Consider the following 18,567-nt stretch of genomic DNA (forward strand, 5'->3'; position numbering starts at 1 on the left):
TTATCAATTTTATGAAAGCTAATCATCTCCGGTCTGATTGCTCCATTTGTTACGCATTGGATATATTCGGTGATAAATGGACACTGCTCATTTTACGTGATATGCTATTTGAAGGTAAGTCGTCCTTTAGCGAATTTAAGGCATCTGAAGAAAAAATTGCCACCAATATCCTTACCGACCGGCTTAAAACCCTGGATGCCGAAGGTTTCCTGATCAAAACGGCTTCTGCAGCCAATAAGGCCAAATACCTGTATTCACTTACGGATAAGTCGATTGACCTGCTGCCAGTTTTTGTAGAGCTGTTCTCCTGGGGAGATAAGTACAGGCCTGCTTCGCCGTCCTGCAATCCGGTATATAAAAGACTAAAAGCAAATAATTCCCCTGCAATTGCTGAATACGCTCAGGAACTGAAACAGCACAGGGATGCCGTACTGGGCGGGTAGCCGCACATTTGTTAGCGTATTGTAAGAACATGGTCATGTGGTATAAATTCTTGTTGCAAAATGCAACTGGTATTTGTAATTTTTGTATCTTTGATATAGAAAATTAAAACATAGAAATTATGAATACTATAGAAATCACTGACGCTAACTTTGATGAACTTGTGTTGAAATCAGACAAACCTGTATTAATCGACTTTTGGGCCGAATGGTGCGGACCCTGTCGGATGGTAGGCCCGGTGGTTGAAGAAATAGCTAAAGAATATGAAGGAAAAGCCGTTGTAGGAAAACTAAATGTGGATAATAATCCTGAGGTATCCGTAAGATTTGGCATCCGGAACATCCCGGCATTGTTATATTTCAAAGACGGAGAAATTGTGGATAAACAGGTAGGTGCAGTTCCTAAATCTATACTTGCTGAAAAACTGATCAAACAGCTGAACTAAGATCGTTTGGATTGATTGTTTAATGAAAGGGTGTTATAATTTATTATAACGCCCTTTTTTATTTATCGCTAGGCCAGAAAAAGGGCCCGGTAATCTGTATTGGCCTCCACTCTTTTGAGCATTACAAACGAGAATATGGCAAAGATCCCTACAGGGATAATGATCATCTGAATGATCAGGCTTAAAGGGTTAAGCTGAAAGTACCTCAGTGTATATACCGCAATAAATAACGCGAAGATCAGATACTTGCCCACCGTAAACATTCTGGTGTAGCGCGATGCTTTTTTAATATTGGACACGAGTTGTTTACACTGCAAATCATCCAGGTTATTAATGAAATCCAGCTCTTCCTGATCCCAGTCCCATTCATTTATGATATATGCTCTTGCCTCAATATTGCTTTCCATATGCGTGTATAATTCTTAAAAATACAATTTTTCAATAAAAAAGCGGGCCTCGTTATTCAGGAGGCCCGCCTTTATGCGGCTAAAAATTTAGCTTTTAAGGTTTTTTAGCTTCAGGGGCTTTACCAATCAGGTCCATAAACTGGTCCAGTTTAGGCGTGATGATAATCTGCGTGCGCCTGTTTTTTGCTTTTCCGGCATCTGTAGTATTATCGGCTACCGGATTGTATTCTCCTCTTCCGCCAGCGGTTAACCTTTTGGGATCAACTCCAAAAGTGGTTTGTAAAGACTGTACAACAGAGGATGCACGCAAGGCGCTTAAATCCCAGTTGTTGCGGATGTTAGGCATTTTAACCGGTACGGCATCTGTATTACCTTCAATCAGGACATCGTAATCATTGTAGTCCTTGATGATTTTGGCAATTTTGCTTAAGGTTTGTCCGGCTTTATCAGAGATATCGTAACTTCCTGATTTATATAGCATATTGTCTGCCAGGGAAATATAAACCACACCTTTCAGTACCTGTACATCCACATCCTGCATTTCCTCACGGCTAAGTGAACGGGTCAGGTTATTGGTAAGCACTAAGTTGAGCGAGTCACTTTTGTTTTTTGTATTCACCAGGTGCTGGATGTATTTGTTGGATGAATTGATCTCATCTACGAGTTTGGAGATATTCACATTTCCCTGGCCTGATGAGGTTAAACATTTGTCGAGCGCAGCCTGTAATGCCGCAACATTGGAACGCTCAGAAGTAATCTGTTCTTCAAGGCTTTTAACCCTTGAACTGGAGGCCGAAAGTCCCTGCTGGCTTTCATCATACTTTTTGCTGAGTTCACTGTTTTTTGTTTGTAAATCTGTATAGTTGGATTGTAATTCAGTAAACTTTTTATTACTTACACAGCCTTGAGATAAAAAGGCAATCGATAACAGGGCTACCGGTAATATTGATAATTTCATAATATTGATTTTTATTTGATATCTGTACTCAGGCAGTATACTTGCACAGATCGTGCCAATCCGGCTGCAGAGAAAGGCCATGGGTTCCAAACATCCTTTATTCATCATACTGCCCAGGTATTAGTACGGTTAATACCAATCAAAAAAAGTATAAGTGGCAGTTTCTTCTGCGTAGAACACGTGTTGTTTCGTTACAGGTCAAATACTTGAAACCTTCAAAATTTAAGTTTGTTGGAGGTTAAAATGTTTAAAACCCTAATGTTTATGGTTTGCATTTCCTGTAACGAAAAATAAAAATGAATTTAAACATCTTTCCCGGAAAACCATTTCCTCTCGGCTCATCATGGGACGGCAATGGTGTCAACTTTACGCTATATTCTGAAAATGCAACTGCGGTTGAACTCTGCCTCTTTGATCCTGATAACGACGAAAAAGAAACCATGAGGTTCAGCATTACTGAACAAACTGATCTTACCTGGCATATCTATGTACAGGGCCTTGCCCCGGGACAACTTTACGGCTTCAGGGTCTATGGTCCTTTTGAACCGGAAAACGGCCACCGCTTTAATCCCAATAAATTATTGCTTGATCCTTATGCAAAGGCGATATCGGGTATTATCGACTGGAATGATTCGCTGTTCTCCTATAAGGTGGGCGACCCGGAAGAGGACCTCAGTTTTAGCGAGACGGACAGTGCGCCCTACATACCAAAATCGGTTGTGATCGACCCCAGCTTTGACTGGGGGGATGACCAACGGCCAAATACGCCATACTATAACACGGTGATCTATGAAGCCCACGTGAAAGGCTTTACCAAACTCCATCCGGATATCCCCGAAGATATCCGGGGCACCTATGCCGGGATCGGTCATCAGGTGACTATTGATTATCTTAAAAGCCTTGGGATTACTGCGATAGAACTGATGCCGGTACACCATTTTGTGGCAGACAGGCACCTGCTGGAAAAAGCACTCACCAATTACTGGGGATACAATACACTTGGATTTTTTGCCCCTGATGTGCGCTATTGCTCTGGCGGTAAACAGGGCCAGCAGGTTACTGAATTCAAAAGCATGGTGAAAGCGCTGCATCAGGCCGGTATAGAAGTGATCCTGGATGTAGTGTACAACCACACCGCCGAAGGTAACGAAAAGGGGCCTACGCTTTCATTCAAGGGTATCGATAACTCATCTTACTATCGGCTTACCGAGGATAAGCGCTACTATATGGACTATACCGGTACGGGCAATACGCTCAATGCCTACCTGCCAAACGTGCTGCGCTTACTGATGGATAGCCTGCGGTACTGGATTACAGAGATGCACGTGGATGGTTTTCGCTTTGATCTGGCTGCTACACTTGCCCGGGAACTCCATGAAGTCAACAGGCTAAGCGCATTTTTTGATATCATCCATCAGGACCCTACAATTTCACAGGTTAAACTGATTGCCGAACCATGGGATATTGGAGAAGGTGGCTACCAGGTAGGTAAATTCCCTATCGGCTGGGCAGAATGGAACGGAAAGTTCAGGGACTGTATCCGCGATTACTGGAGCGGCTCCGAAAATACGCTTCCGGAATTTGCCGACCGGATTACGGGAAGTGCAGATCTCTATAAAGATTACAGGAAACCCACTGCCAGTATCAACTTTATCACTGCGCATGATGGATTTACCCTGCACGACCTGGTGTCTTACAATGAAAAACATAATGATGCCAACGGTGAGGACAATCAGGACGGCGAAAGCAATAACCGCTCCTGGAACTGCGGGGCGGAAGGGCCGACGGACGATCAGGATATTATCGCCCTGCGCATGAAACAGAAAAGGAACTTCCTGACCACTTTATTCTTATCACAGGGCGTGCCGATGCTGCTGGCAGGTGACGAGCTGGGGCGTACGCAGCAGGGCAACAACAATTCTTATTGCCAGGATAATGAGATCTCATGGCTGGACTGGGAGGCGGCCGACCAGGATCTGCGTGGCTTTACCAGCAGCCTGATCCGCTTGAGAAGAGAACATGCCGTTTTCTCCAGAAAAAACTGGTTCAAGGGCCAACCTTTAAAAGCCAACGGAATAGAAGATATCGCCTGGTTCCTGCCAGACGGAAGTCCGATGGACGACGAGCACTGGAACGAGGGCGCAGCAAAATCTGTAGCTACCTTTCTGAATGGTAAAGGCTTGAATACACTTGATGATGCTGGCAACAAGGTGGTTGACGACAGCTTCTATATGATTTTTAATGCGCATGAGGAGGAGATACAATATCAGTTGCCGGGCGACGAATACGGGGGAGAATGGCGCATTATCATTGATACTGCCAGTGCCGCCCCGGTAAGTGCCACGCTGATTTTTGCACCGGGAACACAGGTTCCGGTAGGTGGGCGCACAGTGGTGCTGCTTCAAAATTTTAAGAATCAATAAAACGGTTTGCAATGGGTTTCGAGAATGGCAAAAAAAGAGTAATTATCACGCAGGTTTCCCCGGCTGTGGAAGGGGGAAAATACCCTGCAAAGGCAGTGGTCAATGAAGAAATCACGATCGCTGCGGATGTATTTGGTGACGGGCATGATGAGGTTGCAGCAAGTGTTCTCATAACATACCTGCCCGGGGGCCTGCAGCAGGAACTCCCGATGGCCATGAGCCTCAATGACCGCTGGGAAGCTGCATATACATTTGAGGCCACCGGCGAGTATGAATTCAGGATCATAGGCTGGGAAGATCATTATACAACCTGGAAAAAAGGCCTCCGGAAAAAATATGATGCCGGGCAGGATATCAGTCTGGAGCTCCTGATCGGTGCAGAATTACTGAATGCCGCTGCTGTGGTACTAGAGGCAGAAGGTCCTGTACTAACAGCTGCGGCAGAAAAACTATCCCGCGTATCGCCGGAGCAGGGGGTAGCTATTGCACTGCATGAAGAACTCGCCGCAATCATGTTCAACTATCGTCCTGAGGAATCTGTAACCGTTTATCCCACAATCTTCACAATCAGCGTAGAACGGAAAAAGGCCGCCTTCAGTTCCTGGTACGAACTGTTTCCACGGTCAGCCTCGGCAGAACCCGGCAGGCACGGAACTTTTAAAGATGTGGAACAACTGCTTCCAATGGTGAGTAAACTGGGCTTCGATGTGCTCTACTTTCCGCCTGTACATCCCATTGGAGAAATCAACCGCAAAGGAAAAAACAATACGTTAAATGCGGGAACCGGTGATCCCGGATCGCCCTGGGCAATCGGCAACAGGAAGGGCGGGCATAAAGCCATTCATCCCCAGCTGGGAACGATGAAAGACTTTAAGCGTCTGAATAAAGCAGCAAACGACCTCGGCATTGAGTTGGCAATGGACATTGCTTATCAATGTGCGCCAGACCACCCTTATGTGAAAGAACATCCGCAATGGTTTAAATGGCGCCCTGACGGCACGGTACAGTTTGCCGAAAACCCGCCAAAAAAATATGAGGATATCCTGCCTTTTGACTTCGAAACGGACGATTGGCAGAACCTGTGGCTGGAATTAAAAAGTATCATTGATTACTGGATCAGTGCCGGTGTCCGAATTTTCAGGATCGATAATCCGCATACCAAGGCTTTTCCCTTCTGGGAATGGATGATTGCCGAGGTGAGAAAGAAAGATCCTGATGTGCTGTTCCTGGCAGAGGCTTTTACGCGTCCGCGCCTGATGGAACGGCTTGCTAAAACCGGCTTTACACAGTCGTACACCTATTTTACATGGCGCAATACCAAGTATGAGATCGAGACATATATGAAGGAGCTTACCAAAACCGAGATGCGGTATTATTTCAGGCCCAACTTCTGGCCCAATACACCCGACATCCTGCCTCCTGCACTTATCAACGGGGGAGAGAACGCACACATTATGCGCCTCATCCTGGCGGCTACTTTATCTTCCAACTACGGTCTGTATGGCCCTGTTTACGATTTCGGCATCAATACCCCACACGGACAAAAAGAAGAGTACGTGGATAATGAAAAATATGAAATCAAACACTGGGAATGGACAAAGTATACGCGTATCCGCGAGCTGATGATCAGGGTAAACCAGATCCGTAAGCAAAATACAGCGCTGCACAGTACCTGGAATATCGAGTTTGCAGATACCAGCAGTGACCAGATCATCGCTTACACCAAGACCGATGCTAAATCAGGAAACAAACTGCTGATTGCAGTCAACCTTGATGCTACACAAACCCATTCTGCCACAATCAGGATCCCTTTTGAGGAACTGAACATGGATCCCTCAAAAGAATTCAGGGCGCATGATCTTCTGAACGGAGATATCTGGTACTGGCGGGGGGAATATCAATTTGTAGAACTGAACCCACACCTGATGCCTGCACATATTTTCAGGCTGGATCAATAACCAAATACGAAACAATATCATGAACGAAAATAAAGATCAGATAGACGGTAAATTACACTGGTACAAAGATGCCGTGATTTACGAGCTCCATATTAAGGCCTTCCGCGACGGGAACTGCGACGGTATTGGAGATTTTAAAGGCTTGATGGAAAAACTTCCTTACCTCGAAGACCTTGGGGTTACAGCCATATGGCTGCTGCCGTTTTATCCCTCGCCATTAAAAGATGATGGCTATGATATATCTGACTATTACCATATCAACCCTTCTTACGGGGATATTAAACAGTTTAAGGTATTCCTGAAGGAAGCACACAAACGCGGGCTCAAAGTGATCACAGAACTGGTGATCAACCATACCTCAGACCAGCATCCCTGGTTTCAGCGTGCAAGGAAATCACCGCTCGGCTCTCCCTACAGGGATTATTATGTATGGAGTGACGACCCTACAAAATTCAAGGATGCCAGGATCATTTTTCAGGACTATGAAACTTCTAACTGGACCTGGGATCCCGTAGCCAAACAATACTTCTGGCACCGGTTCTTTCATCATCAGCCGGATCTGAATTACGACAGTGAGCTGGTACAGCAGGAAGTTTTCAGGATCATGGATTACTGGTGTAAAATGGGTGTAGATGGCTTCCGGCTGGATGCCGTGCCTTATCTATTTGAGAGAGAGGGGACCAATTGTGAAAATCTGCCCGAGACACATGAGTATCTCAAAAAACTCAGGAAATATATTGACGACCGTTATCCCGGAACGCTGTTGCTGGCAGAAGCCAATATGTGGCCTGAAGACTCTGCCGCCTATTTTGGCAAGGGCGATGAATGCCAGATGAATTATCATTTTCCGCTAATGCCGCGGATGTTTATGGCGGTGCAGATGGAAGACCGCTATCCCATCACTGATATCTATGATCAGACCCCTGATATCCCTAATACCTGCCAGTGGGCAATATTCCTGAGGAACCATGATGAGCTTACCCTGGAAATGGTGACGGATGAGGAACGTGATTATATGTACAAGGTTTATGTAAAAGACCCCAAAGCAAGGATCAACCTCGGCATCAGGCACAGACTGGCGCCACTGCTGGAAAACAATCGGAAAAAGATTGAGCTGATGAATACGCTGCTGTTCAGCTTGCCGGGAACTCCGGTAATCTATTATGGTGATGAAATCGGGATGGGGGATAATTTTTACCTCGGAGACCGCGATGGTGTGCGTACACCCATGCAGTGGCACGCCGACCGCAATGCCGGTTTTTCTGAGGCCAACCCACAGCGGATGTACCTGCCGCTGATCCTCGACCCGCAGTTTCATTATGAATCTGTCAACGTAGATTTGCAGTCAAGAAATACCTCGTCCCTGCTCTGGTGGATGAAACGCATCATCAGCACGCGCAAAAAGTACCTGGCTTTCAGCAGGGGAGACCTGAAATTTATCCAGAGCGAAAACGCCAAGGTACTGGTGTTCACCAGGACCTATGAAGACCAGACGATGCTGGTGGTAGCCAACCTTTCGCGGTTTGCACAGGCGGCAGAGCTGGACCTTTCTGCCTATAAAGGCTCGGTGCCGGTTGAGATACTGAGCAGGAACCGCTTCCCGTCAATTAAAGAGGATGTTCCTTACTTTTTTACCCTCGGTGCTTACGCCTGTCAGAGCTTTGTATTGGAAAAGGCACATCCGGAGATGGAAAACGAAGACCGTCTGTCCTTGCTGGAACTCAAAAACTGGAAAGACCTGCTGAGCAGGGAGGTGATTGAGGAACTGGAGAATGTGATCCTTCCTAACTATATGATGCACCTGCGCTGGTTTGGTGGCAAAGGCAGGGGCATGGAAACGCTGAAGATCATTGATCATGCGGTGCTGCCCATGGAACCCGGCAATGCCTATATCCTGCTGATGGAAGTTTCCTACCGCGACGGGCTTCCCGATCTCTACCAGTTACCGGTGGCATTCGGAAAGGGCCAGTTTTCCTATAAGATTCAGGACAACTGCCCGCAGTCTGTAATTGCACTGGTAAATATCAACGGGGAAGAAGGGGTGCTGTATGACGCAATTTATGGTATTGAGCTGCAGCAGCTGATCCTTACGCATATGGCGCAGCACCATACCATAGGGCAGAGCCGGTCCGAACTGCATTTTACAGGCAACAAAAGGCTGAAGAAACATGTGCTTGAGAATCCGCGGACCAAACCCAGGGTGATCTCTGCAGAACAAAGCAATACCTCTATCACTTACGACAATCTTTTCTACCTGAAGATCTACCGGAAAGTAGACCGTGCGATTAACCCGGATGTAGAGATCAGCCAGTACCTGAGCAATGTGGCACATTTTAAACATACCCCGGGCTATATCGGAACGATAGAATGGCAGTTTGGCAACCAGACCATGGTGCTGGGCATGATGCAGGAAATGGTGACGAGTACAAGTGATGGCTGGTCGTATATGCTGGACAGACTGGACGATTATAATGAGAAATTACTGTCGCAGCATGATATGATCCCTGTGCCGGCAACTGTAGAGGGTACACTCTCCAGTCCGCTGAGTTATGAGCAGATTCCCGAAGATATGAAAGAACTGCTTGAAGGCACGCTTGCAGAGCAGGTACGCCTGCTGGGGATCCGCACCGGCGAAATGCACCTTGCACTGGCCGGAGCTGATGATCTGCCAGCCTTTAAACCGGAGGACTTCTCACTGCATTACCAGCGGTCGCTCTTCTCCTCGCTCACCTCGCTGGTGAGGGTGGCCTTCCAGAGCCTCAGTAAAAATAGCAAAGGCTTAAGTCCGGAAGTGCGTAAAGAGGCAGAGGAAGTATTAAAAATGAAAGATGAGATCCTGGGCATACTCAAACAGATCTACAGTAAAAAAATCGACGTTACCAAAATCAGGATCCATGGTGATTACCACCTTGGGCAGGTTTTATTTACAGGCAAAGATTTCCTGCTGCTGGATTTTGAAGGGGAACCCGCACGTAGTTACAGCGAACGCAGGTTAAAGTATTCTGCTCTGCGCGATGTAGCGGGCATGATTCGGTCGTTCCATTATGCAGCCTATGGTAGCCTGTTCCTGGATAATCAGATCAGGCCGGAGGATATCGGCAAACTGGTGCCCTACGTTGAGGTATGGTACCACTATATCAGCGGATTCTTTATGAAGTCCTACCTGAAAACGGTTGCCGGATCTGCCTTTATCCCTGATAATGGCGGCGACCTGGAAATCCTTCTGCAAACCTATCTTTTGCAAAAGGCAGTATACGAACTGAACTATGAGTTAAACAACAGACCGGATTGGGTGATTGTGCCGCTTCGCGGAATTAAAGCCATCGTAAACAAGAACAGAAAAGTTGAGGCATAATATTATGGCAGATGTAAATATTAAGGATACGGCAGCAGGCAGTTCATGGTTTTCCCTGATCAGTGAGTTTGATGTTGAGTTATTTAAAGCAGGGAAGCACTACCGGCTGTATAATAAGTTAGGTGCCCATCAGCTTGAGCATGAGGGTGTGGCAGGGACATACTTTGCCGTATGGGCCCCCAGTGCTACCGCAGTAAGTGTGATCGGTAATTTTAACGCCTGGGACAGGTCTGCAAACCCTCTGCAGGTAAGGTGGGACAGTTCCGGCATCTGGGAATGTTTTGTCCCGGGAACGGGCAAGGCCGAATATTACAAATACTTTATCGCCGGAGCGAATGGCTTCCAGGTAGAAAAGGGTGATCCTTATGCCTTTCACTGGGAAAATCCGCCGCAAACGGCAACCATCACCTGGGACCTTGATTATACCTGGGGCGACGAACAATGGCTTTCAAAAAGAAAAGCCGGCGATATTTTGCAGCAACCTCTATCGGTGTACGAGCTGCACCTGGGTTCCTGGAGAAGGAAAATTACGGAAGAAGGCGAACGCTTTCTTTCTTATCGCGAACTGGCGGCTGAACTTCCGCAGTATTGCCGCTATATGAATTATACGCATGTAGAATTTATGCCGGTGATGGAGCATCCATTTTATGGGTCCTGGGGTTATCAGATCACCGGGTTCTATGCACCAAGCAGCCGCTATGGCACCCCGCAGGATTTTATGTACCTGATCGATCAGCTGCACCAGGAGGGGATTGGTGTGATTCTGGATTGGGTGCCTTCGCATTTTCCGACAGATGAACATGGGCCGGCATACTTTGATGGTACGCATTTATATGAATATGACGATCCGCGCAAAGGTTTTCATCCCGACTGGAAAAGCTATATTTTTGATTTAACAAGAAATGAGGTAAGAGCTTTCCTGATTTCAAACGCAATTTTCTGGCTCGATAAATACCATATCGACGGACTAAGGGTGGATGCCGTAGCTTCTATGCTATATTTGGATTACTCACGCAACGAAGGGGAATGGGTACCAAATATTTATGGTGGCCGCGAGAATCTGGAAGCCGTAAGCTTCCTGCAGGAATTTAATCAGGCTGTGCATGATCATTTTGCCGATGTATTTACCGTTGCCGAAGAATCTACTTCCTGGCCGGGTGTAACACATCCGGTTGCGGAGGGGGGACTTGGGTTCGATATGAAATGGATGATGGGATGGATGCACGATACTTTATCTTATTTTCATCAGGAGCCTGTTTACCGCAAATATCACCAAGGGCAGCTGACTTTCAGCCTTATTTACGCTTTCTCCGAAAAATTTGTACTGCCGCTATCGCACGATGAAGTGGTTTATGGAAAAGGATCGCTGGTTAACAAAATGCCGGGCGATAACTGGCAGCAGCTGGCCAGCTTACGGTTGCTGTTCGGGTATATGTTTGGACATCCGGGCGCAAAGATGATGTTTATGGGCGCCGAATTTGCGCAGCATGCCGAATGGGCCCACGACTATAGTTTAAACTGGCATGAGAACAATAACCCGGATCATCAGGGGGTACAAAAGCTGGTGCGCGACCTCAATACTTTATACGCGGCTTATCCCGCCTGGTATCAGAACAACTACGCTTCTGAAGGCTTTGAATGGCTGGATGCAAATGATGCTGAACGAAGTGTGATTAGCTGGCTAAGAAAAGGACAGGATCCCACGGAAAGGTTGATTTTTATTGCCAACTTTACTCCTGTAGTAAGGTTAAACTATCGTGTGGGTGCAGATCAAACAGGCTTTTACACAGAGATACTCAATACTGATGACCTGAAGTATGGTGGCAGCGACCAGCTGAACAAAGGCCTGCTGGAAACAGCGCCTGTTCCATACCATCAGCGAACGCATTCTCTGTCACTCACACTGCCCCCGCTTGGCATGATCGTGCTCAAATACTCGCATCCATTTGAATGGCTTGAAGGGATGACATAGGGCGATGGCTAAGCTGTTGGTTGAATTTATTTTAAGCCGCGCTGAATGGTTTTGCAAACAGAAATCCTTTTTAGAATGTTTTTCTTTAAATTAGATGATGATGCAGGAATTCAGTGTGCGCTTTCTACACAAAACGGTTACCGTTACGCCATTAGATGAACCCAACCATTTTATGGTCACGATGAACGATGATGATGAGATCCATGGTATAGTGATTCCGGAACTTTTAGGGATTATTTATCCTATTGAGGATGTAGATATCGGATATGTATGGCATACAGACAGCAATATGAATATGGAGCTGGTAGAGTTTATCGGACAGATGATCGAAGATCTGGGTGCCTGAGCCGCTCCAATTTATCCCAGTCCCTGGAAGCTGTCTGAGTCGCCCAGATATTTCATGATCGATTCCGGATCCTTATCCTTCACTTCGATACTGGTGTATTCCCTGAGATGGCCCAGCTTAAGCAGCGGGCCGCAACCGGCCTCCCTGAATATTTTGCTCAGGTGTTCGTTCTGGTCGATGTGATAAGAGCTGAATGCAGGCAGTGTGTCAATCATCAGGTACTTTTTATCCTGCTTGTCCAGCGATAATAGCTGGTTCAGCTTTTTGCCTTCCGGTGTCCCGTCGTTCGTGAGGAAAAGAAATGTCCGTATGATCAGTTTGGCATCTACCAGGCTAACGAGCAGATAACCTGCTTTCTGATCTGACAGGTAATATTCTACAAGGCTGTTGTTGTCATTTTTGTGGTGCCTGATCACTTCCTGGTTCATCAGGATAAAGGTCATGTAATGCATGATCCCCGGGGTAATATTTATTCGGCTTTGCATTTTGTCAAGGGCATGCTTTTGAATATAAACTTCCAGCGGAATGTCTAACGAGCCAGTTTTAAAACCCAGCAGGGAAGGTCTCACCTTTGTGCTCATCCAGTTCATGTCTTCGTCCAGCCAGCTTAAACTCGTGATTGTCCTGGGTTCGCCATCAATGATAACGGACGACCTGTTGGGCCTCAGTTCATGGATCATCACATCGTTCGACATGGCCTCGCGGTCAAAAAAAGCAGTTGCGGAGATGTCGGCGTTCATGATCGTTTTGTTATAATCGCTTAGAAAAACGGTGGTGTCATGTACCAGTTCGATCAGCATCTCCTCTATCATCTGGTGGACTTCAGAGCCGGGAAAATAAGGTTTAAAAGCTTCTACCAGCTGTGCCGCATGTGGAAACTGAACATCGGCCATCTCAGCAATATAATTGATCAGCAGCAGCCCCTCAGACAAATACCAGCTCAGGTAAATCTTTCCGCCATTGTCCAGTACAATATATCTGTCGCTGATAAATTTATTCATCAGTTTATTGAACTGCACCACCCTGCTTTTTTCAATGCCTGAAGAGGGGTCTGCTTTGGCCTTCAGCGTAGGGTAGCGGTTCATAAACATATGCTCCACAATCATTGCCGGCAGTTTTTTATAATACCCAGGCCCGGCAAAAGTATCGCAGAGATATTCTATCCGCTCAAAAAATCTGCTGCGCAGCTGCTGATTCGGATCAGTACCTTTGATAACGGGCTTTTTCTTTTTACTCTTCAAATCCTGTGATGTATGTCCTAAAGGAGTCAAAAGCTACAAAGAAAATTTCAATTGTTCAACATTTCAATTACAGATTTATATTTAAACTTAACTGCGCAAAGCTATGCCTGCTACCGCGGAAGTTTTAAGATATCTGTAGTCACGTTTAACGCAGACTTTGAAGATTTGTAGTGTGATACGATCAGCTCATACTTTTTAGGCGGCACAAACTGTCCGGCAATGGCTTGCACTGCCAGCTCAGCGCGATGGTAAGCAGCCTGTATGTCTATATTTCCCTGCAGCCGGTATGTTCCCGAAGGAAGATCATAATATACGCCATCATTTGCCTGGATCACCCTGTAGATCCCATTTTTGTAAAGTTCATCGTGCAGGATCTCGTAATCATCAAAATTGTTAATCTCTACTCTAATTATATATTTTGGCATGAGCGCTGATTTAGAATAACAATATAAGCAATGATTATTCTAAATCAATGACTTTGATTATGAATAAGTTACGACATTAATTTAATAGAGTATATTGTTCTCCAAAGAGAAGCGTTTCTAGGTAAAGGTAAAGGTAAAGGTAAAGGTAAAGGTGAATGCCAGGCACCTCAGATCTGCTGTGATCATCAGGCCATGTATCACCAAAACCGGAAAACATTTTTTTCTGAGAACCATCCGTGAAAAATAGTGTTATTCGAAATATACCTGCTAAAGAAATCTTAAATCTGTTTAAAGAAAGCGATTATGGAAAATCAAAATCAAGACTACGGAAATATCGGAAGCATTGACGTAGAAGAAACAAAACAACAATTTCAGCCTTCACATGATCATCCTGCAACCACTCCGGACACTTTCACTGAAGATGACCTGAATTCAGATACGGATGATATCGGAACCACCGATGTTGACGACCTGCTGGAAGAGGTTGATGACAGGGCTGATCTGGAAGATGAAGAGGATGGCCCGGAAGATGATGAGCTTGACGACGACGATCCCGACGACGACGATCCTGAGGATGATGGTACGGAAGAGTTTGACGATCTGCCAACTGATCCCGGTAACGGGGAAGAAGATGATGATGATGATCTGGACCTGGATGATGACGACCTGGGCCTTGAAGACGATGACGATCTGGATCTGGATGACGATGATCTGGACGATGACGATGATGACTTCCTGAAATAGGGTCGTCAGAATAGAACTGTAAAATTGAACAGCCGGGGTTTTTAATTAAACTACCGGCTGTTTCTATTTACGTCTATTTTTTGTTTTTGTTCTGGTCAAATTGCATCGAGATCTCACGCGCCTGCTTGTAATGCTTTTGCAGAACAGGCAGGACCTTTCTCGCAAAAGCGCTCACCGCAGTGTCTGGACTTTTTGTTGCCCCTTCAAACAGGGAGATATCACTAATATGGTCTTCTACCATCATATTGATATAATAGCTGTCGAAATCTTTTCCGGTAGCTTTGTTTAAGTCGTTAAGATGCTCCATTTTGGCAGCAGGCAGTTCTGCCGGCAGTTTGAAACCCTTACGGGATGCCATTGCACTAAGCTCCGAATTTGCCTGGGTATGATCCTTTTCAATCATTGCCGCAAATTCTTTTATGCTTTTGATGGAGGCCTTTTGCTGGCCAATTTTACCCATTTCCACTTCCACCATTCCGCCAATAGCAGCTTCTTCAAGGAAGCGGTTCACCGGGGTCCCATTTTTCATGTTATCTGTAGTATCTCCTGAAGTAGAGTCATGGACCATGGTTTGTTTGGATGTTGTTGAATCGGCACTGTCTTTTGTGCCTCCTGAATTACAGGCCTGGCAAATTGTTGCCAGTGCAATCAGGCTGACCGGCAGGATTTTGAAATAATGCATTTTCATATTCTGGTGAATTGGTTTTTATGTTAACAGTTACAAGGGCTTAAAGTTTGATAACCCTGTAGTCCGGAACTTCTTTAATGGCCAACAGGGTGAATTTGTAAAAATAGTAACGTATATCGCCTTTTTATACATAATAATTGGCATTTTTAAACCGGATGCAAGGGCTTATACAACAGCTTCGGATTGCAGCCATACTCATTTTGATTTAACTAAACCCAACTTCATCACCCTTACCTGAAATATGAACAGATATTGTATTTTCTTTCTACTCATTTTGCTGTCAGCCACCAGTCTTAAAGCTCAGCTTCCACCTGTTTTCAGCGCTGAACGCTCCGCACAGTCAAGAAGCGAAGAAACGGTACGCCGGTTTCTGCCACCTGTACGGATCGTTTGGCAAACAGATCATGCCGCAGGGCAGATCAAAAATATGGCTGCCCTTTTAAAAAAGGGAACCGGGCAGGCAGACCTTACCGGAAAAGACCTGTGCATACTTAGCAGCAAGGGCAAAGGTAAACCCGGCATCCTGCTGGATTTTGGTAAAGAACTGCATGGTGCCTTACAGTTAATTACAGACCAGTCCAAAGGGGGAAAGCCGATCAGGGTTCGTCTCCGTTTTGGCGAATCGGTCTCCGAAGCCATGTCTGACGTCACTGATACCGCTAAAAATGCGACCAATGATCACGCGATGCGCGATTTGGTTATTTCAATCCCCTGGCTTGGCAAGACCGAGATCGGCAACACAGGTTTCCGCTTTGTACGTATTGATCTGGTGGATGAGAATGCTGAACTCAAACTCAAGGAAGTGAATGCTATTTTGATCTTCAGGGACATACCGTATCTCGGATCATTTAAATGTAGTGATACGCTGCTTAACAAAATATGGATGACCGGTGCCTATACGGTACACCTCAATATGCAGGATTATCTCTGGGATGGTATAAAACGCGACAGGCTGGCATGGGTAGGAGATATGCATCCTGAAACCTCTACCATCGCAGCGGTGTTCGGTTATAATAATGTAGTACCCAAAACGATGGATTTTGCCCGTGATATTACGCCACTGCCTTCCTATATGAATGGGATGGCGTCTTACTCCATGTGGTGGGTGTTGATCCAGCGCGACTGGTATATGCACAATGGTAACCTGGCTTATCTGAAACAGCAAAAATCCTACTTGCAGCAGTTGTTAAAGCACTATATGAAAAAGATAGATGGGGATAACAGCGAGGTGCTCAATGATGGGGTTAGGTTTCTTGACTGGCCATCCAGTGAAAATATCCCCGCTATCCACGCAGGACTACAATCGATGCTGGTAATGACGCTAAGTACCGGTGCCGAGCTTTTGGATATTCTAGAGGATCCCGTTACGGCAAAACAGTGCAGGGAAGCTGTTGCGCGGCTAAGGAAAAACGTGCCCAATGCAAACAACTCCAAACAGGCGGCTGCAATGCTCAGTCTTTCCGGGCTGATGCCGGCTAAAAAAGCTGACGAGCTGATCTCTCAAAATGGTGTTCATGATTATTCAACGTTTTTTGGCTATTACATGCTGCAGGCAAAAGCCAAAGCAGGTAATTATCAGGGAGGAATGGATGATATCCGCAATTACTGGGGACCCATGCTGGCGCTGGGTGCAACTACCTTCTGGGAAGATTTTAACGTAGACTGGCTGCCCAATAGCTCGCGCATTGATGAGCTGGTGCCAGAGGGTAAAAAAGACATTCACGGTGATTACGGAGCTTACTGTTACAAAGGTTTCAGACATAGCTTGGCACACGGATGGGCATCCGGCCCTACACCCTGGTTAACTGAGCATGTGCTGGGCGTATCAGTAATAGCGCCCGGATGCCAAGTGATCCGCGTAAGGCCCAATCTCGGTGATCTTACCTTTGCTGAAGGTACCTTCCCAACGCCTTACGGGATCGTGAAAATAAAACATGTGAAGTTGAAAAGCGGTAAGGTAGAAACAACAGTTAAGGCACCTCCAGGTGTGAAGGTGTTGCGTTAGTTATACTTTATGAATAATAATTTAAAATATAATTACCAGGTTAATACAGATTTGATATAAGTTGCAGATTTAAATCAATCTGCAACATGAATATAGATCAAGCTGTAATAACAGACATTAAAAGTATTATTGTAAAATCCAGAGAGAAGGCCATACGATCAGTAGATTATGAACGCAGCCTGATGTATTGGCAAATCGGGCGCCGGATTTTTGAGGAAGAGCAAAAAGGACAGGAGAGGGCGGAATACGGTAATTATTTAACCAAATTTATCGCTGAACAACTGGAACCTGAGTATGGAAGCGGGTTTAGTAAAAGACAGGTGGAATTGTTTCGGCAGTTTTACCGGACGTTCCCAATTGCGAATACACTGTATTCGCAATTGAGTTGGAGCCAATATAAGTTGCTTATAAGGTTGGGCTCAGCAGATAAAATATCCTTTTACATTGCCGAAACGATCAAAAATAATTATACCGTCCGACAGTTAGAGAGACAGATTCATAGTAATTTGTGGGAGCGGCTAATATCAAAAAATAATAAAGAAAACGTATTATCGGTCGCGCGTAGTGAAAAACCGTTATCGGATGCAAGTGAGATCATAAAAGACCCAATGTACCTTGAGTTTCTTGGGCTGCATCGGGAAGCTTCATATTATGAAAGAAATATGGAGCAGGCAATTATAACCCATTTACATGATTTCTTATTGGAAATGGGTAACGGATTCGCATTTGTTGCACGGCAGAAGAGATTACACATTGAGGGAGATGAGTTTTTTATTGATCTGGTTTTCTACAACAGACTTTTACAATGCTTTGTTATTATAGAGATCAAAACAACTAAGCTGACGCACCAGGATATTGGTCAGTTGCAGATGTATGTGAATTATTATGACAGATATGAAAAAAAGGATTTTGAAAAACCAACCATTGGGATCTTGCTATGCGCTGAGAAAAACAATGCTGTGGTAAAGATCTCCTTGCCCGAAGATAATAAAACAATATTCGCGAGCGAATATAAATTATATCTCCCTACAGAACAGCAACTGATCGCAGAGATGGAAAAAGAAATTGCTAAAACGAAGGACGGATCCGATTTAAAAAATGGCTAAATTATGCGGGATCAATTGCATTAGGAAACCAGCGTACTAACCGTACCAGATAA

The 18,567-nt window shown here is 45.4% G+C and carries 15 protein-coding genes; 10 read left to right on the plus strand and 5 right to left on the minus strand.

Going from position 1 to position 18,567, the window contains the following annotated elements; translation table 11 throughout:
- Positions 1–11 precede the first annotated feature (11 nt).
- Together FN831_RS03130 and trxA are read left to right on the plus strand one after the other, a co-directional pair.
- Positions 12–443: a winged helix-turn-helix transcriptional regulator gene (locus FN831_RS03130; RefSeq protein ID WP_142526766.1), complete on the plus strand. Its 432-nt coding sequence runs from the start codon at positions 12–14 to the stop codon at positions 441–443.
- A 119-nt stretch (positions 444–562) separates the two neighbouring features.
- Entirely contained in the window at positions 563–886 is a 324-nt protein-coding gene (gene trxA / locus FN831_RS03135; RefSeq protein ID WP_142526767.1) for a thioredoxin, read from the plus strand.
- Between the two features lie 68 nt (positions 887–954).
- On the opposite strand, the gene FN831_RS03140 is transcribed toward trxA, so the two are convergent.
- Together FN831_RS03140 and FN831_RS03145 are read right to left on the minus strand one after the other, a co-directional pair.
- Positions 955–1,293, minus strand: a complete 339-nt coding sequence (locus FN831_RS03140) for a hypothetical protein (RefSeq protein WP_142526768.1) — start codon at positions 1,291–1,293, stop codon at positions 955–957.
- 94 nt (positions 1,294–1,387) lie between these two features.
- Entirely contained in the window at positions 1,388–2,251 is an 864-nt protein-coding gene (locus FN831_RS03145) for an OmpA/MotB family protein (protein WP_185960369.1), read from the minus strand.
- Positions 2,252–2,547: 296 nt separating this feature from the next.
- On the opposite strand from FN831_RS03145, the gene glgX reads away from it, so the two are divergent.
- From glgX to FN831_RS03170, 5 genes are all read left to right on the plus strand, one after another.
- Positions 2,548–4,674, plus strand: a complete 2,127-nt coding sequence (gene glgX / locus FN831_RS03150; RefSeq protein WP_142526769.1) for a glycogen debranching protein GlgX — start codon at positions 2,548–2,550, stop codon at positions 4,672–4,674.
- Positions 4,675–4,685: 11 nt separating this feature from the next.
- Positions 4,686–6,632, plus strand: coding sequence for an alpha-1,4-glucan--maltose-1-phosphate maltosyltransferase (locus tag FN831_RS03155; protein WP_142526770.1), 1,947 nt, complete (start codon positions 4,686–4,688; stop codon positions 6,630–6,632).
- 19 nt (positions 6,633–6,651) lie between these two features.
- Positions 6,652–9,987, plus strand: coding sequence for a maltose alpha-D-glucosyltransferase (gene treS, locus FN831_RS03160; RefSeq protein WP_142526771.1), 3,336 nt, complete (start codon positions 6,652–6,654; stop codon positions 9,985–9,987).
- Between the two features lie 4 nt (positions 9,988–9,991).
- Positions 9,992–11,959, plus strand: a complete 1,968-nt coding sequence (gene glgB, locus FN831_RS03165; RefSeq protein ID WP_142526772.1) for a 1,4-alpha-glucan branching protein GlgB — start codon at positions 9,992–9,994, stop codon at positions 11,957–11,959.
- 94 nt (positions 11,960–12,053) lie between these two features.
- Positions 12,054–12,305, plus strand: coding sequence for a hypothetical protein (locus FN831_RS03170; protein ID WP_142526773.1), 252 nt, complete (start codon positions 12,054–12,056; stop codon positions 12,303–12,305).
- Positions 12,306–12,316: 11 nt separating this feature from the next.
- Here the strand turns inward: FN831_RS03170 and FN831_RS03175 are convergent, their stop codons facing one another.
- Positions 12,317–13,546 (minus strand): hypothetical protein, encoded by a 1,230-nt coding sequence (locus FN831_RS03175; protein ID WP_142526774.1) that lies wholly within the window; start codon positions 13,544–13,546, stop codon positions 12,317–12,319.
- Positions 13,547–13,656: 110 nt separating this feature from the next.
- Positions 13,657–13,971, minus strand: a complete 315-nt coding sequence (locus FN831_RS03180) for a hypothetical protein (protein WP_142526775.1) — start codon at positions 13,969–13,971, stop codon at positions 13,657–13,659.
- 303 nt (positions 13,972–14,274) lie between these two features.
- Between FN831_RS03180 and FN831_RS27585 the strand changes: the two genes are divergently transcribed.
- A complete protein-coding gene (locus FN831_RS27585) occupies positions 14,275–14,715 on the plus strand; it encodes a hypothetical protein (protein WP_221931255.1) in 441 nt (146 codons plus the stop codon).
- A gap of 73 nt (positions 14,716–14,788) precedes the next feature.
- On the opposite strand, the gene FN831_RS03190 is transcribed toward FN831_RS27585, so the two are convergent.
- Positions 14,789–15,403: a DUF4142 domain-containing protein gene (locus FN831_RS03190; RefSeq protein WP_142526776.1), complete on the minus strand. Its 615-nt coding sequence runs from the start codon at positions 15,401–15,403 to the stop codon at positions 14,789–14,791.
- A gap of 241 nt (positions 15,404–15,644) precedes the next feature.
- Here FN831_RS03190 and FN831_RS03195 point away from each other — a divergent pair, with 241 nt between their 5' ends.
- Together FN831_RS03195 and FN831_RS03200 are read left to right on the plus strand one after the other, a co-directional pair.
- A complete protein-coding gene (locus tag FN831_RS03195; RefSeq protein ID WP_142526777.1) occupies positions 15,645–17,408 on the plus strand; it encodes an alpha-L-rhamnosidase-related protein in 1,764 nt (587 codons plus the stop codon).
- Between the two features lie 86 nt (positions 17,409–17,494).
- Positions 17,495–18,514, plus strand: a complete 1,020-nt coding sequence (locus FN831_RS03200) for a PDDEXK nuclease domain-containing protein (protein ID WP_142526778.1) — start codon at positions 17,495–17,497, stop codon at positions 18,512–18,514.
- Positions 18,515–18,567 lie beyond the last annotated feature (53 nt).

Source organism: Pedobacter westerhofensis (assembly GCF_900182595.1).
In the GTDB taxonomy this organism is placed as follows: domain Bacteria; phylum Bacteroidota; class Bacteroidia; order Sphingobacteriales; family Sphingobacteriaceae; genus Pedobacter; species Pedobacter westerhofensis.

Bases quoted from the DNA above. Each gene is read 5' to 3' on its own strand.
- FN831_RS03130 (WP_142526766.1), top strand. From the start codon at position 12: ATGAAAGCTAATCATCTCCGGTCTGATTGCTCCATTTGTTACGCATTG.
- FN831_RS03180 (WP_142526775.1), bottom strand. From the start codon at position 13,971: ATGCCAAAATATATAATTAGAGTAGAGATTAACAATTTTGATGATTAC.
- FN831_RS03155 (WP_142526770.1), top strand. From the start codon at position 4,686: ATGGGTTTCGAGAATGGCAAAAAAAGAGTAATTATCACGCAGGTTTCC.
- trxA (WP_142526767.1), top strand. From the start codon at position 563: ATGAATACTATAGAAATCACTGACGCTAACTTTGATGAACTTGTGTTG.
- FN831_RS27585 (WP_221931255.1), top strand. From the start codon at position 14,275: ATGGAAAATCAAAATCAAGACTACGGAAATATCGGAAGCATTGACGTA.
- FN831_RS03190 (WP_142526776.1), bottom strand. From the start codon at position 15,403: ATGAAAATGCATTATTTCAAAATCCTGCCGGTCAGCCTGATTGCACTG.
- treS (WP_142526771.1), top strand. From the start codon at position 6,652: ATGAACGAAAATAAAGATCAGATAGACGGTAAATTACACTGGTACAAA.
- FN831_RS03195 (WP_142526777.1), top strand. From the start codon at position 15,645: ATGAACAGATATTGTATTTTCTTTCTACTCATTTTGCTGTCAGCCACC.
- FN831_RS03145 (WP_185960369.1), bottom strand. From the start codon at position 2,251: ATGAAATTATCAATATTACCGGTAGCCCTGTTATCGATTGCCTTTTTA.
- FN831_RS03140 (WP_142526768.1), bottom strand. From the start codon at position 1,293: ATGGAAAGCAATATTGAGGCAAGAGCATATATCATAAATGAATGGGAC.
- FN831_RS03170 (WP_142526773.1), top strand. From the start codon at position 12,054: ATGATGATGCAGGAATTCAGTGTGCGCTTTCTACACAAAACGGTTACC.
- glgX (WP_142526769.1), top strand. From the start codon at position 2,548: ATGAATTTAAACATCTTTCCCGGAAAACCATTTCCTCTCGGCTCATCA.
- FN831_RS03200 (WP_142526778.1), top strand. From the start codon at position 17,495: ATGAATATAGATCAAGCTGTAATAACAGACATTAAAAGTATTATTGTA.
- glgB (WP_142526772.1), top strand. From the start codon at position 9,992: ATGGCAGATGTAAATATTAAGGATACGGCAGCAGGCAGTTCATGGTTT.